The organism is Bradyrhizobium sp. CCBAU 45321, assembly GCF_028128975.1.
GTDB lineage: Bacteria > Pseudomonadota > Alphaproteobacteria > Rhizobiales > Xanthobacteraceae > Bradyrhizobium > Bradyrhizobium yuanmingense.
Window position 1 is genome coordinate 251,113 of sequence record NZ_LFKZ01000128.1, and the last position, 13,988, is coordinate 265,100.

General features: G+C 65.3%; 14 protein-coding genes. 6 read left to right on the forward strand and 8 right to left on the reverse strand.

What is annotated here, in order from left to right; translation table 11 throughout:
- Window positions 1-78 precede the first annotated feature (78 nt).
- Both ACM43_RS28600 and ACM43_RS28605 read right to left on the reverse strand, forming a co-directional pair.
- Complete coding sequence (locus ACM43_RS28600) at window positions 79-318, reverse strand: hypothetical protein (protein ID WP_244941448.1); 240 nt, start codon at window positions 316-318, stop codon at window positions 79-81.
- Between the two features lie 318 nt (window positions 319-636).
- Complete coding sequence (locus ACM43_RS28605; RefSeq protein ID WP_271544676.1) at window positions 637-1,710, reverse strand: hypothetical protein; 1,074 nt, start codon at window positions 1,708-1,710, stop codon at window positions 637-639.
- A 247-nt stretch (window positions 1,711-1,957) separates the two neighbouring features.
- Between ACM43_RS28605 and ACM43_RS28610 the strand changes: the two genes are divergently transcribed.
- Complete coding sequence (locus ACM43_RS28610; protein WP_036015237.1) at window positions 1,958-3,031, forward strand: patatin-like phospholipase family protein; 1,074 nt, start codon at window positions 1,958-1,960, stop codon at window positions 3,029-3,031.
- Here the strand turns inward: ACM43_RS28610 and ACM43_RS28615 are convergent, their stop codons facing one another.
- Together ACM43_RS28615 and ACM43_RS28620 are read right to left on the reverse strand one after the other, a co-directional pair.
- Window positions 3,032-3,460, reverse strand: coding sequence for a CBS domain-containing protein (locus tag ACM43_RS28615; RefSeq protein WP_225124846.1), 429 nt, complete (start codon window positions 3,458-3,460; stop codon window positions 3,032-3,034).
- A 188-nt stretch (window positions 3,461-3,648) separates the two neighbouring features.
- Window positions 3,649-4,467 carry a rhomboid family intramembrane serine protease gene (locus ACM43_RS28620; protein ID WP_157280629.1) on the reverse strand — a complete coding sequence of 273 codons (819 nt, stop codon included), beginning with the start codon at window positions 4,465-4,467 and terminating at the stop codon, window positions 3,649-3,651.
- 310 nt (window positions 4,468-4,777) lie between these two features.
- On the opposite strand from ACM43_RS28620, the gene ACM43_RS28625 reads away from it, so the two are divergent.
- The 4 genes from ACM43_RS28625 to ACM43_RS28640 all read left to right on the forward strand — a co-directional run bounded on the left by ACM43_RS28625 (window position 4,778) and on the right by ACM43_RS28640 (window position 8,087).
- On the forward strand, window positions 4,778-5,080 hold the full coding sequence (locus ACM43_RS28625; protein ID WP_271544679.1) for a GIY-YIG nuclease family protein: 303 nt from the start codon (window positions 4,778-4,780) through the stop codon (window positions 5,078-5,080).
- A gap of 601 nt (window positions 5,081-5,681) precedes the next feature.
- Complete coding sequence (locus ACM43_RS28630; RefSeq protein ID WP_271544681.1) at window positions 5,682-6,236, forward strand: PAS domain-containing protein; 555 nt, start codon at window positions 5,682-5,684, stop codon at window positions 6,234-6,236.
- A gap of 135 nt (window positions 6,237-6,371) precedes the next feature.
- Complete coding sequence (locus tag ACM43_RS28635; protein ID WP_271545096.1) at window positions 6,372-7,505, forward strand: DJ-1/PfpI family protein; 1,134 nt, start codon at window positions 6,372-6,374, stop codon at window positions 7,503-7,505.
- A 75-nt stretch (window positions 7,506-7,580) separates the two neighbouring features.
- Window positions 7,581-8,087, forward strand: a complete 507-nt coding sequence (locus ACM43_RS28640; RefSeq protein WP_271544683.1) for a GNAT family N-acetyltransferase — start codon at window positions 7,581-7,583, stop codon at window positions 8,085-8,087.
- A 386-nt stretch (window positions 8,088-8,473) separates the two neighbouring features.
- On the opposite strand, the gene ACM43_RS28650 is transcribed toward ACM43_RS28640, so the two are convergent.
- The gene (locus ACM43_RS28650; protein ID WP_271544686.1) at window positions 8,474-8,953 is read right to left on the reverse strand and encodes a phasin; all 480 of its coding nucleotides are present in this window, start codon (window positions 8,951-8,953) and stop codon (window positions 8,474-8,476) included.
- Window positions 8,954-9,351: 398 nt separating this feature from the next.
- Window positions 9,352-11,280 (reverse strand): DEAD/DEAH box helicase, encoded by a 1,929-nt coding sequence (locus ACM43_RS28655; RefSeq protein WP_271544688.1) that lies wholly within the window; start codon window positions 11,278-11,280, stop codon window positions 9,352-9,354.
- A 271-nt stretch (window positions 11,281-11,551) separates the two neighbouring features.
- Here ACM43_RS28655 and ACM43_RS28660 point away from each other — a divergent pair, with 271 nt between their 5' ends.
- Window positions 11,552-12,292, forward strand: coding sequence for a metallophosphoesterase family protein (locus ACM43_RS28660; protein WP_271545097.1), 741 nt, complete (start codon window positions 11,552-11,554; stop codon window positions 12,290-12,292).
- Window positions 12,293-12,298: 6 nt separating this feature from the next.
- Here ACM43_RS28660 and ACM43_RS28665 read toward each other — a convergent pair whose 3' ends face one another.
- Both ACM43_RS28665 and ACM43_RS28670 read right to left on the reverse strand, forming a co-directional pair.
- Entirely contained in the window at window positions 12,299-12,721 is a 423-nt protein-coding gene (locus ACM43_RS28665; RefSeq protein ID WP_271544690.1) for a VOC family protein, read from the reverse strand.
- A 25-nt stretch (window positions 12,722-12,746) separates the two neighbouring features.
- Complete coding sequence (locus ACM43_RS28670) at window positions 12,747-13,898, reverse strand: zinc-binding dehydrogenase (RefSeq protein ID WP_271544692.1); 1,152 nt, start codon at window positions 13,896-13,898, stop codon at window positions 12,747-12,749.
- Between the last annotated feature and the right edge of the window lie 90 nt (window positions 13,899-13,988).

The window sequence follows — 13,988 nt, forward strand, 5'->3', positions numbered from 1 at the left end:
TATTTTGGGCCGAGTGCGTTGACCTAGCGCTCGCGTGTTTTGCCCGTCGGGCAACGCAAGGGATGGTGGCCTACCCCGCTAATCCTCGCTGGAGGCCGCCGAGCGGTTGCGCAAATAGGCCTGGGACAGCAGGAAGAACAACGCGCGTTCGCCCTGATATTTGGCGGACGGGCGCGTGCGCTCGAAGCCGTCGGCAAATATCTTGCCGGACTGGTCGCACACCTGCCACCGCCAGCCGAACCGCTTGCGCCTGGTGAGGATCACTTCGAACATGCCGACAAGCCTGGTCCCCTGCTCCATGCCGGTCCTGCAAGGCATGAGCCTGCTCCGGCTTCCCCCGTTGGACGGACGCCAGACATATAGCGCAGCAGGATGGAAAGAGAATAAAATTGATGATCGGAAATACGTACCGTCCACGGTCGTAAGCAAGACGCGCTGCTGCCGGAATAAGCCGATGCCGCCGGTGCTTCCTGGCCCCCTCCACGCAATGATGACGCTACCAGTGTTCACAACAGAACACAGAGAGGGGCCCGAGGTTACCTGGCAGAAACGCGCTGAAGGTGACGGTAACAGAAGATGCACAGCCGTGCGCGCGATGAGAATCGTCGTGCCGGAGCCTCTCGCCGCCGGCTGGCCTTAGCGCGCGATGACCTCGACTTCGCCGTCGACGCCGTTGACGACGTTGAATCCGCGCTCGTAGACCTTGCCCTCGTTCTTGGCGATGGCGCGGTACTCGCCTTCGGACAGCACGACGCGCGGGAACGCGCCGATCGATTCCTTGATGACGTCGCCGCCCGGGGTCAGCACCGACCAGGCGGTGTTGGCGAGCGCCTCGCCGCCCCTGTCGCTGACCAGCTTGAGCGTGATGACGGCGGCGCGGTGGGTGATGGTGACGTCGGTGAGCTTGCCGGCCTGGACCCGGATGTCCGAGCGCACCACCGAATTGGCATCGCCGTAGTTGGAGACGATGTAATAGGTGCCCTCCGGGATCAGCACGACGTCGCCGGCGGCGACGTTCGGCACCAGGGACGCGCGCTCGCCCGATTCGAACTGGCTGCCCTTGTAGATCGCGAAGGAGATCTGGTTCTGCGGAATTCGGCTGGTACCAACGCGGCCCTCGATGCGCAGGCCGCCGGCCGGCAGCACGAAGGATTCGCGATTGGTCTCCGACTTCAGGCTGACGGTGCGCACCGCGCTGACGAGGCCGAAGGCGACGTGGACGACATAATTGCCGGGCGGCAGCACGATGTTCGGCGTCCCGCTGCGGTCCTCGCGGATCAGCTTGAAGGTGCCGTTCTCGTCGGGCCGGTCGGCAAATACGCGCCAGACCAGGCCGCTGGTGATCGGGGCCGAGTCTTTGCCGTACTTCGCCGTCAGCGACAGCACGCCCTGTCCGGGCACGGCCGCATTCAGCGGGGCGGCGGGCGGCACGGTCGAGACCGCGGGCGGTGGCATGCTGGGGGTCGCCGGCTGCATCAGGGTCGGCGGCAGGCTTGAGGGTCCCGCGCCCAGCCCGGAGGGCGGCGCCAGGCTGACAGCGTTGCCTGGGTCGGGCACCGAGGCCGGCGGGACCGGCGGCGGACGATCCGAGAAAAGCTGCGCCTGGGCGGCATTTCGGCCGGAAGTAAAGAGGCATACGGCAAGGATCAGCGCCGGCAGCAGCCTGCCGCTGCGCCGCCATCCGCTGATGCCGTCACCCCCGCGTGTCATACTCCCTGCTTTTCACCGAAAACGCGGCAAATTCAAGCCTCTGAAACCCCAGGAAAGACGGCCCTAGACCTTCGGTGGAACCGGCTTGACGGCTGCGTGATTAGCCCCTTGGCAACTGGCCCTCGCCATATTCCTGCCCCGTGCCCTTTCCAAAGCGGCATAAACCATGCTTCGCGCCTGATATGGCGGAGCGCAAATGCGATGCCTAGTCTGACGATGCGGGCTGGCCCGGCGTAGGAGAGTTTCGGTGCTGGACAGATTGAAAGGCCGGGGCGCGAACGGCTCGAACGGCGAGAAAGTGGGCGAAAAAGTCGGCGAAAAAGTTGGCCTGGGCAGCATCCGCCGGCCGGTGATCGGCCTTGCCCTCGGCGGCGGCGCGGCGCGCGGCTTTGCCCATATCGGAATCCTGAGGACCCTGATTGCCAATGGAATCGTGCCCGATGTCGTGGTCGGCACGTCGATCGGCGCCGTGGTCGGCGGCCTCCACGCGGCCGGCCGGCTCGATACGTTCGAGGAATGGGGGCGCAGCCTGCAAGGGATGCGCAACATTCTCGGCTATCTCGATATCCGTCTCAACGGCTCCGGCCTGCTCGGTGGCGAGAAGCTCGCGACCCGGCTCGAGGAGGCGATCGGGCAGATCCTGATCGAGGATCTGCCCATCAAGTTCGCGAGCGTCGCGACCGAGGTTCGCACCGGCCACGAGATCTGGCTGACGCGCGGCCGCGTGGTCGATGCCATGCGCGCGTCCTACGCCCTGCCCGGCATCTTCGCGCCCGTGCTGATCGGCGACCGCTGGCTGGTCGACGGCGCGCTGGTGAACCCAGTGCCGGTCTCGGCCGCCCGCGCGCTCGGCGCCGAAATCGTCATCGCCGCAAATCTTTCCAGCGACATCTTCACCCATTCCACCACGATCTATTCGCACGGCGCGGTGCCCGCCCCGGTCGTACCGGTGGCCGAGGAGCCGACGGCGAAGCGGCGCTTCCCGCGCCTGTTCTCGCCCGAGAAGACGATGAAGCGCGAGTTCTTCGGCGGTAACGGCCGGCCCGGCATCTCCTCGGTGATGGTGGACGCCTTCAACATCATGCAGGACCGCATCACCCGCGCCCGTCTCGCCGGCGATCCGCCCGACATGCTGATTACGCCGCGGGTCGGCCAGTTCGGCTGGTTCGACTTCCACCGCTCCGAAGACCTGATCGCACATGGCACGCGCGCTGCGGAGCGTGCGCTGGAGTCCATCCAGGAGGCGATCCACGTGTTGGCGCCGGCGCCCGCGGGCATCGCGCCGAAAGCGGACGAGCCGAAAGCGGGAGACTTGGCCTGATCAGGCAGTCTTGATGTAGTCGCGCAGGGCTTCCTGCTCGCTCTCGTATTCCTGGACGCGGCGCTTGACGATGTCGCCGATCGAGATCAGGCCGACCACCTTGCCGTTGTCGATCACGGGCAGATGACGGAACTTGCCGGTCGTCATCATCTCCATGAGCTCGGCGACGGTGTCGGTCTCCTTGCAGGTCACGACCTTTCGGGTCATCACCTCCGAGACTGGCGCCTCCAGCACGCCGGCGCCGCGCTCGCCGAGCACGCGCACAATGTCGCGCTCCGACAGGATGCCCTCGAGCCGGCTCTGGCTCATAACCAGCACCGCGCCGATCTTCTTTTCAGCCAGCAGCTTGATCGCGTCCGCCAGCTTGGCGTCGGGCTCGACGCTCATGATCTGGTGGCCCTTGGTGTTCAGAATGGAACGTACCGTCATCGTCGCCTCCCTGAATCCGAGCCGTCCGCCTTTGGCGGTTCGGACTTGTTCGCGAGTCTTCAACTAACAGTTACAGCGCCGGTTTCACGCTCGTGCGCTTTGCGAAGCATCGTCGCTAAGAACGTGTCGCTTCGGAACATTCTTCGCGGGAATGATGGATGAATTCGGGCCGCGTCGCAAGCGCCGCTTCAGATTCGGTCTGAAACGTCCCGTGATGACGCATCCGCAGCATCGCTTCGCACGCGCGGCACGGGATCGAACAGCGCGAACAACAACAGGCCGGCGAAGAAGCCGCCGATATGCGCCTGCCAGGCCACGCTCGTGGTTTCCGCATCGATGCCGATCGCGCCCACGCCGAAGATGATGTTGACGCCGAACCACACGGCGAGGAAGCCGACCACCCGCCCGTCGCGCAGCGCGCGCGACAGCGGCAGCGCCGGAACTTTCGCGGCGGTATCGGCATCCGATCGGCTGAACGACAGGAAGCTGCCGCGGACGAAGGCAAAGCGCATTGCGGCGGCCATCGCGCCCGACACCGAGGCCGAGGCGCCGATCATCGGCGCCACCGCATGCTCATGGGTGATGAGATGGGCGAGCGCGCCGGCCGCCGCCGTCACGGCCAGGAAGACGAAGAACCTGACGGTGCCGAAACGCCGCGCCAACGCGCTGCCGAACGGCAAGAGCCACAGCACGTTGAAGCCGAGATGGGTGAGATTGGCGTGCAGCAGCGAATAGGTGACGAAGGTCCAGACCTTCGCCCCCGCCCCGCCCGGGATCTGCAGATTGAGCAGCGAGGAATCGTAGCGCTTCGGGATGAAGCCGAAGACGTCGATGGTCCAGTTGTCGAGCTCGGGCGGTAGCAGCACGCGCAGATGGATCGCCGCCAGCAGCAGGATATAGGCGGTCAGCGCCGGAGGCAGCGTCAGGATCGGCTCGCGCGGAGCCTCCACGACGGCCGGCGGGCCCGGCTGAGGACCTTGCGGCGACGAATCTTGCGGGGAATCCAAGGCAGCTTCGCTTTCGGGCGACATCGGGGCGACAGGCTTGGAGATAGGCGCCTTTGCCGTCCCTGCGCAAGTGCACAAAAGGAAATCATGCAGGCTGTATCGTTCGCTGGCAGGCAGACTGGGTCCCGGCTCTGCGCAGCAGCGTTAAGGCGCTGCAGCGCGTCCGGGACACGGAGCACTCGCCGGGTCGAGCCTGGTTTCGTGTCCCGGACAAGGCGCGGCACGCAGTGACGCGCCGCAGAGCCGGGACCCAGTTGGCGGCAAGCTCAAGCCATGCAATTTTAGGTAGTTCAACTCCCGAGCTTCCCCAATGCAACCCGCCTTCTTTGTTTACATCCTTGCGAGCAAGCGAAACGGCACGCTGTATGTTGGCGTCACCAACGATCTCGCCCGCCGGATGGTCGCCCATAAGGCAAAGCTCGTGCCTGGGTTCACGAAACAGTACGGGGTCACCCTGCTCGTCTATTTCGAAAGCTACGGATCGATCCTCGAAGCACGGGCACGCGAGCACTCGCTGAAGCGATGGCGGCGCGCCTGGAAGCTGAAGCTGATCGAGGACATCAATCCGGACTGGCGGGATCTGACGGATGAACTGAGCTCTTTGGCTGAGTAACTGGGTCCCGGCTCTGCGCAGCAGCGCTAAGGCGCTGCAGCGCGTCCGGGACACCAGGCCCCCGATGCGAACCGGTTTCGTGTCCCGGACAAGGCGCGGCACGAAGTGACGCGCCGCAGAGTCGGGACCCAGATTTCTCTGTCGAGTGCAACATGGGCCCCGACTCTGCAGCGCATCACTGAAGGAGTGCTGCGCTGCGTCCGGGGCTCACGAACTAGCCGACAAAAGGAAAAGGCAGGGCCCTGGGAAAGCCCTGCCTGTCCGTGTCGGTCTTCCGATGGCCGGAGAGATAAGGCGTATCCCCACCCCTCCCCGCGGCCCGTGACCAAACTGTTTGACGCCCTGTACAGGCCCCGCCGAGAACCTGGAGAAAAGCGGCGAGGCTTGCGACCGCGGTCACCATAGCAGGCGCGCGGCCGGCACGAAGCGCATAGTTAATTTAACGTTAACGACGCAAAGGCCGGCCCAGGAAGCCTGAAAACGCGCCGGCGGCATGGACGCTGCAAATCCCCTCCTGCACAACAACAGAAGGGATCGCGGGTGCACTGAAGCGGGACAAGTCTGTCCCTTCGAGGTTGCACCCCGGGGCGAGCGTTCAGTCATGAAACATCCGTCGAGCCGCGCGTTCTTCGCGTATTGGGACAAGAAGCGCGGCACTGCACGGGCTCCTGACCGGGGCGACATCGACCCGGCCGCGGTCCGCGGCCTGCTCGGCGACATCTTCGTGCTGTCCTGCGAGCAGAACCTCGGCTTCCCGTTCCGCGTCGCCGGCACGCGCGTCTGCGCGCTCGCGGGAACCGACCTCAAGGACCGCAGCTTTGCGGCGCTGTTCACAGAGGCCAGCCGCAGCGAGATCGAGGAGATCACGACGATCGTCGCCGACGAGACGCTGGGCGCGATCGCCGGCGTCACCGCCGCGCGCGAGGACGGCAGCAAGGCGCATCTCGAGCTCCTGCTGCTGCCCTTCAACGCCCGCCCGCATACGCCGGTCAGCGTCACCGGCGTGCTCGCGCCGTTCGACGACGAATGTGGCACGTTGTCCGCCTTCACCCTCACTTCCTGGCGCTACCTGCACCAGCCGGAGAAACTCCTGCCGCGCGCCATCCGCAAACTGCAGATCGCGCGCGGGCTGATGGTGTATGAGGGGCTGCGATAGGGCCCCTGCAGACGTGCGGCGATCCTGCGATGGATCGTCGCGCAGCGTGACCGTTTTTGCCGGATTTGCGTCATTCCTGACGTCGATGCGACCGGATAGCTTCCGCGCCGCGTGAGACGAGCGGGTGACATCATGATGAGCTGGCGCAATCTGGCGTGGACTGCCCTCGGCGGCATGACATTGCTGGCAGGGATCGGCGCGACCTGGCTGCTCCTGCTGCCAGCCGCGCCAGCCTCGGGAACCGCACCTGCGATTTCCAGAGACGAAACCGAGTCGACCCTGGCGGCGCTGAAACCGCCGAAACGCAAGCGCCCCTTGATCGCCATCGTCGGCATCAACGACATGAGCGAGACCACCGATTATCTGATGCCCTACGGCATTCTCGCCCGCGCCGACATTGCCGACGTCCTCACCTTGTCGACGCAGAAAGGGCCCGTCACGCTCTATCCCGCCCTCAAGGTGCAGCCGCATGCGACCATCGCCGAGTTCGATGCCGCGCACCCCGATGGCGCCGACTACGTCATCGTGCCGGCGATGAGCCGCGACGACGACGCAACGGTCTTGCACTGGATCAGGAGCCAAGCCGGCAAGGGCGCGATTGTGATCGGCGTGTGCGTCGGTGCCACGGTTGTTGCCAACACCGGGCTGCTCGACGGCAAGCGGGCCACGACGCATTGGTATTCCGTGGGCGATCTGAAGAAGCATTCGACGATCCGCTACGCGGCGGACCGCAGGCTGGTCGTCGACCAGGGCGTCGCGACGACCACTGGCATCACGGCATCCATGCCGATGGCCCTCACCTTGATCGAGGCGATCGCCGGCCGCGCCAAGGCCGAGGCGGTCGCCGGCGACATCGGCCTTGCGCGATGGGACGCACGCCACCGCAGCGACGCGTTCAGCTTCACACGCCCCTTCGCGCTGACGGCGATCGCAAACACGCTCGCATTCTGGAAGCGCGAGCAACTCGGCATCGCGTTGACGCCTGATGTCGACGAGGTCTCGCTCGCCCTGATCGCCGATGCGTGGTCGCGCACCTACCGCTCGCGCGCCCTCACCTTCGCCGCCACGGCAGAGGCGCGGACCAGCCGCAGCGGTCTTGGCATCCTGCCGGACCGCATTGCCGGGAGCTGGCCGGTGGAGCAGGCCGTGCCGGATTCCGGCGCCTCGCCGCCGGCGCGGGCGCTGGACGAAACGCTGCGCGCGATCGAGACGCGCTACGGAGCACGCACGGCCGACTTCGTGGCGATGCAGCTGGAATATCCGCGATAACGACCGCCAGGATCTTTCCCGCTGCGCGCATCGCCGCGGCGGAATAGACTGGGACACCACGAACGACGGATCGACATGAGCAAGCCGCATTGGCGTCTCGCGCGCGCCTCCGACCTTCCTGCGATCAGCACGATTGCGGCACGCATCCATCCGGCGTTGCCCGAACGCGAAGAGGTGCTGGCGGAGAAGATCAGGCTTTGCCCGGAGGGCTGCGGCGTACTCGATACGGACCAAGGCATCGTCGGCTACGGACTGGCGCATCCCTGGATGCGGTACCGGATTCCGCCGCTCGACGGCTTTCTGCAGGAATTGCCTGATGGCGCGGACTGTCTCTACATCCACGATGTCGCCGTACTGCCGGATTTCCGCGGCGGCGTTATGCGCGCTTATGTCGCCGATATCGAGAAGCTGGCGCGTGCATCACGCATCGCAACGCTCGCGCTGGTCTCGGTCCACGGCACGCCGCCGCTATGGGAACGCATGGGCTTTCGGGCTGTGACGGCCGACGCCGAGTTGCACGCAAAGCTCGCATCCTATGGCGACGACGCGACCTACATGCTGCGCGAACTTGCCGCGACGTAATGCCCGTCCCCGGGCAAAATTGATCGGATTGCTTCGCAGGACGCCGTCAGGCTGCTTCACGCCGCCCCCGCGCGGAACGACTGCCTGCCCCCGGACTTCCCGTTTCGTAGACCCAGGCCTCCTTGGCAAACCACTCGTGCGTTGCCGCACACATCTCGCAATACGTGCGAGAGAAGAACACTGCACTGCACCGAAATCGTTCGCGGTCCATCTCGATGCCGGTCGAAATGGCTCGGCCCGTTTCCGGGCACTTGATCATCACCATACCCATCTGATTTCCTCCAGCTCGGCATCCCTTCACGGAAAGGCGTCGCCGCCATCAGCCGGACGGCGTCTCTTCTGGCGAAGACGCTCGTCCGCCGATTCACGCGGCCGATAGCCTCGATTCAAGCTGCCCTGTGCAGAACCCGGTTGAAGCTCTTCTTGATCGGCTCGGCCGTCTCGGTCGCAACCTTCTGGGCAAGGTCCCAAAGCTCCCGGTTATGCCCGGAAGCCATTTCAAAGGTCCTGCGGGTGTGGGTGGTGGAGAGGTTCACGACATCCGCAAACGACCTCGCATCGGCGAGCTGGGACAGGAATTCCAGGGTGGAGCTGGTATTGATTTTCGATATTTCGATGACCTTGGTGCCGTAGTCGCCGGCACGCGTGGCATTGGTCGCACAGGCTTCGCGGAAAGCGTCGGTGATCTCCTCGGAAGCCGCCTTCATCTGCTCGAGATTTGCCTTGGCCCGCGCGGCGCCCTGCTCGGCAAGATCGCCGAAGATCTCCTGGATATTGAAAAACGGCACGTCGAACTTGAGCCTTGCACCACCATTCCCACCCGCGGGAGTGGCATTCGTCTCGGCTTTCACATTGGCATCATGCATCGTCATTCCATCCTTTCACGCGAAACCAGATGTTGGATTGAAGACTCTCAGAAGCTCCCGGGTGCGGGCCGCACCGGGAAACCAGTGCCCCTACTCTCAAAATGGAGGGATGCTGCTGATGAGCTGCTCTCGCCCCCTGCCGATGCCAACTATGACCAACCAGGATCGGACCTTCAGTTCGCTTTCAGACTCTCGACTTGATTAAATTCGATTCAAGCGACGACTCGCCGCAGGCGCCGCTCTTGCCGCTTTGAAGTTGCCGAAAAGGATTCTGCCAACTCGATAAGGCGCGGGCTCGCAGGCGCGTCCGGATGGCACCATGTTACTGATTGATTGCGCCATAGCGCACCGCGCGAGCCTTCGGCGGCGTTAGTCTGGCCGGGCCGGAAAGCGGCAGATCAGCCCCGACGCTTCTTCTTCGCATTTTTTCCGGGCGCGCCCTTCGCAGGCCACGGCGTGACCGAAGGCTCTGCATGGCCGGGCCTGTTCTTGTTCTTGTGCTTCTTCTTTCCGAAGGAAGGCGCATCGCCGAATTTCGGCGCGCGCTCGCCCTGAGGCTTGCTGCGCGACTTGAATCCACTCGCCTCGCGCGGGCGTTCCTCGCGCCGTTCATGATGAGCGCCGGCCTCGCGCTGCGGCGCGCGGGAGCGCTCCGGAGGAGCTTCTTGCCGGTGCGGCGCATCCGTCATCGGCTCGATCCGGATGCTGTCTTCCTTGTCGGGACGCTTGATCTTCGCCGCAAAGGATTCGGCGACCCGATTCGAGATCTCGAACTCGGTGGTGGTGTCCATGATCCTGATGGCGCCGATGTCGCGCTTGTCGATGCCGCCGCGGCGACAGATCATCGGCAGCAGCCAGCGCGCTTCCGCGTTCTTGCGGCGCCCGATGGCGGCGCGGAACCAGACGCTGCCCTCCGCCATGGCGTGCTTCGAGGATTTCCCAGCCTTCGATCTCGGCTTGGCGCGGTCATCGCCCTCTCCGGATCTATCACGCCCGCGCTCCGGCTTGCCGCTTCGCTCGCCGGGATCGATGATGTCCTCGGGCGACGGCAGCCGCGCGCGATATAGCCGCGCCAGCGCGGCGGCGATGTCCTCGGCCGAGCGCTCCGCCAAGAGCGCTTGCGCCAGAGCCAGATCGTCGGGAGTGGTCTCCTCCGTGAACAGCACGTCCTTCATGCGTGCGTGATCGAGCTTGCGGATGTCATCCGCCTGCGGCGCCGTTCCCCACACCGCGTCGATCCCAGAGAGATCGAGCAACAGCTCGGCGCGCCGTCGCCGCGCGGGCGGCACCAACAGGACGCTCGTCCCCTTCCGGCCCGCGCGCCCGGTGCGGCCCGAGCGATGCTGCATGACTTCGGCGTCGTTGGGCAAATCGGCATGGATGACGAGGTCGAGGCTCGGCAGGTCGATGCCGCGGGCGGCAACGTCGGTCGCAACGCAGACGCGGGCGCGGCCGTCGCGCAGCGACTGCAGCGCCAGGGTGCGCTCGTTTTGCGTCAATTCACCCGACAGCGCGACCACAGAGAAGCCGCGCTCCAGGAGCGCGGCTTGTAAATGCCTGACGGCATCGCGCGTGCTGCAGAACACCAGCGCGCTCGGCGCCTCGTAGAAGCGCAGCACGTTGACGACGGCATGCTCGACGTCGGCGGGCGCGATGCGGATCGCGCGGTATTCGATATCGGCGTGGCCGCCCTCGTCGCCGGCGACCTCGATCCGGAAGGCGTCGCGCTGATATTGCCGCGCCAGCGCGACGATGCCACGCGGAAACGTCGCCGAGAACAAGAGGGTGCGGCGTGTCTGCGGCGTGGTCTCGAGAATGAATTCCATGTCCTCGCGAAAGCCGAGATTGAGCATCTCGTCGGCCTCGTCGAGCACGACCGCGGCGAGCTCGGAGATGTCGAGGCGGCCGCGCCGCAGATGATCGCACAGACGCCCGGGCGTACCGACAACGATATGTGCGCCAGCGGCCAGCTCGCGCTGCTCGCGTCGCGGATCCATGCCGCCAACGCAAGAGACGACGCGCCCGCCGGCATGGCCGTAGAGCCAGGCCAGCTCGCGCTGGACCTGGAGCGCGAGCTCGCGGGTCGGCGCCACGATCAACGCGAGCGGCGCGGCGGCTGGTGCGAATTGCTCGGCGTCATCGAGGATGTTGTTCGCGATGGCCAAGCCGTAAGCGACGGTCTTGCCGGAACCGGTCTGGGCCGAGACCAGGAGGTCGCGGCTGGTGGCTTCATGGGCGAGCACCGCGAGCTGGACGGGCGTCAGTGAATCATAGTTCCGCTCGGCCAAAGCGCGGGCGAGCGGCGGGGTCAGGGCCGGAAGAGACACGAGATGGGAAACCTTGTTTGATTCAGGCGCGCAAACGGTGAACCGGCGCCCCGAGCTGCGTGCGCGGCAAACGGCCCGACCGCACGCTGATTTGATCTGGGCGCTCTTTACGCCAAGCGCCCGGAAATCACCATAGCCGTGATGCATGGCTTGACGGCGAGCCGCGCCCGAAGCTTGCAGCGGATTTTTGCGGTCAGCTCGATTAACCTTGATGCAGCGGGATCGGCCTATAGCCGAGCCACGCTCACGTCTGACGATATGGGGAATAAAGATGCGATTGGCGGTCATTTCCGACATCCACGGCAATCTTGCCGCCCTGGAGGCGGTGCTGGCGGATATCAAGACGCGGGGCGTCGATCGGATAGTCAACCTCGGCGACTGCGTCACCAGCCCGTTGTGGCCGAGGGAAACGTTCGAATTCCTTCAATCGCTGTCGTTGCCGACCGTGCGCGGAAATCATGATCGCTGGATCGAGGAGTTTCCGGACGACAAGCTCTCGCCGGCAGGCCTGTTTGCGCGAAACGCACTGACTGCGGAGCAGCGTCGTGCACTTCACAACCTGCCCTCCCAGCTGCGGCTGGACGACGGCATCCTGGCTTGCCATGGCACGCCCGAGAACGATACGGCGTGCCTGCTGGAGGAGGCACTCGACGACGGCCGCTTTGTGCCGGCACGCCGCGACGTGCTGGAAGCACGCCTTGCGAGCGAGCCGGCGGCGCGCGTGGTGCTGTGTGGCCATAGCCACCGCCCGGCCGTCGTTCACGGGCCGCGCGAATGTCTGGTCCTCAATCCCGGCAGCGTCGGATGCCCGGTCTTCGCCGACATTCCCTTTGCCGCGAAACTGGAACACCGCTCGCCTCACGCCCGCTACGCGATCCTCACCAAGGGCAAAAAGGGCTGGCAGGTCGAGCTGCTGGCCCTCGAATACGACTGGGAGGCCGCCTCGGCGCGCGCGCTCGCCAACAACCGTCCGGACTGGGCGCACGCCATGTTGTCGGGATACGTCAAATAGAATTTCTCAGATCTCGGCGTACACCTCCAGCAGATTGCCGTCGGGATCGCGGAAGAACAGCGTGCGATGGCCGAACGGCTGGTTCGTCGGCGGCGACAGCAGCGCCACGCCTTGCCGCACGAGTTCATCGGCGCACGCGTCGACCTCGGCAGTAGAGACCTTGAAGGCCAGCTGCAGCGAGGCGCTGCCCGGCGGGATCGGCGCATCGCCGGCGGTGCGGCTCGGCCGTGCCAGCGCCAGCGTGTTGCTGCCGAGGCTGTACTCGATCCAGTTCGGCGACAGCTCGCGCGAAAGGGGGAAGGCGAGGACGTCTTCATAGAAGCGGCGCATCGCCGCCATGTCGCGCACGAAGACGACGGTGTAGTCGATCGCGCGGATGGCGTGGAAGGGGGAGCTCCGGTTTGGGTCGGCCGTCTCTTCGTTTGTCATTTCGTCGCTCATCTCGGCTACGTCCTTATTCCACCAGCTCCGGCCACGGCACGATGGTCGACTTCACCGTCTTCATCGCCATCGCGTCCTTCACCGCCTGCGCGACGCCCCCTTCCGTGAACGGGTAGATCGTCTGCATTTTCAGCCACGGGTATTTGTCACGCGTGCGGTAGAGCATGTCGACGCCGAGCGGGAGATCATTGCCGGTGAAGCCCCAGGATCCCAGCACGTTGAGGTCCTTGGTGCAGATGCGGTGCCAGGAGGTGTCGATCGAGCCGGCGTCGGTGAACTGGCCCATCTCGACATAGGTGCCGCCGTCGCGCAGCATCTCGATGCCCTCGGGGCCGGCGGTCGGATGCCCCGAGCAGTCCATCACGAGATCAGCGCCGAAGCCGCCGACGATCTTTCGCACGCGATCGATGCGATCCTGCGGTGACTTCAGCTCGTCGATGTTCACAGTCGCCTCCGCGCCGAACTCGCGCGCCAGCTTGAGCCGCGGCTCCTCCGGCGCGCCGACGCAGATCACGCGCCCCGCGCCCATCTCCCTGGCGGCCGCGACTGCCAAGATACCGATCGGGCCGGAGCCCTGGATCACCACGGTGTCGCCCCAGCTGAATCCGCCGGCGCGCGTCGCCCGGTTGAAGGCGCGGATGCAGGAGGTCAGCGGCTCCGACAGCGCGCCGAGGCGCAGCGACATGTCGTCCGGCAGCTTGTAGATCTTGGTGCCTGGCAGCATGTCGAGATCGACATAGACATATTCGGCCCAGCCGCCCCACAAATGCGGCGCCCTGTCGAAGCCGAGATAGCGGCCGTAATAGACCGGCGTCAGGCACTTGTTCGCGGTTTGCGGATAGTGGATGCAATAGTAGCAGCGGCCGCAGGGCATTAGCGGCGGGATCATTACTTTTGAACCGACGCTGAGCGGCTTGCTCATGAAGTCCTCGGAAAATTCATCGCCGCATTCGACGATGACGCCGCCGAGCTCGTGTCCCAGCGTGAACGGCCAGGGCAGCGGCTTCGGCCAGTGTCCTTTCAGGATGTGCAGGTCGGTGCCGCAGACGCCGCAGGCGCCAATCTTGATCAGGGCGGCCTTCTTGCCGACCTTCGGCCACGGCACGGTGCGGATGACGGGCTCCGAGCCGGGACCGGCGTGGGTGCAGACGCGGATCTGTTGCATGGCTGTTTCCTCGCTGCCCGCTTGTTTTGTTTTAATCGTGCGGGCCTGCGATCAACCTATGACAGCCCTGCGACATTGGAAATACCAACG

Excerpts from the sequence above, each read along its gene's own strand:
- ACM43_RS28600 (WP_244941448.1), bottom strand. The coding sequence starts at position 318 with ATGCCTTGCAGGACCGGCATGGAGCAGGGGACCAGGCTTGTCGGCATG.
- ACM43_RS28605 (WP_271544676.1), bottom strand. The coding sequence starts at position 1,710 with ATGACACGCGGGGGTGACGGCATCAGCGGATGGCGGCGCAGCGGCAGG.
- ACM43_RS28615 (WP_225124846.1), bottom strand. The coding sequence starts at position 3,460 with ATGACGGTACGTTCCATTCTGAACACCAAGGGCCACCAGATCATGAGC.
- ACM43_RS28625 (WP_271544679.1), top strand. The coding sequence starts at position 4,778 with ATGCAACCCGCCTTCTTTGTTTACATCCTTGCGAGCAAGCGAAACGGC.
- ACM43_RS28630 (WP_271544681.1), top strand. The coding sequence starts at position 5,682 with ATGAAACATCCGTCGAGCCGCGCGTTCTTCGCGTATTGGGACAAGAAG.
- ACM43_RS28635 (WP_271545096.1), top strand. The coding sequence starts at position 6,372 with ATGAGCTGGCGCAATCTGGCGTGGACTGCCCTCGGCGGCATGACATTG.
- ACM43_RS28640 (WP_271544683.1), top strand. The coding sequence starts at position 7,581 with ATGAGCAAGCCGCATTGGCGTCTCGCGCGCGCCTCCGACCTTCCTGCG.
- ACM43_RS28650 (WP_271544686.1), bottom strand. The coding sequence starts at position 8,953 with ATGCATGATGCCAATGTGAAAGCCGAGACGAATGCCACTCCCGCGGGT.
- ACM43_RS28660 (WP_271545097.1), top strand. The coding sequence starts at position 11,552 with ATGCGATTGGCGGTCATTTCCGACATCCACGGCAATCTTGCCGCCCTG.
- ACM43_RS28665 (WP_271544690.1), bottom strand. The coding sequence starts at position 12,721 with ATGACAAACGAAGAGACGGCCGACCCAAACCGGAGCTCCCCCTTCCAC.
- ACM43_RS28670 (WP_271544692.1), bottom strand. The coding sequence starts at position 13,898 with ATGCAACAGATCCGCGTCTGCACCCACGCCGGTCCCGGCTCGGAGCCC.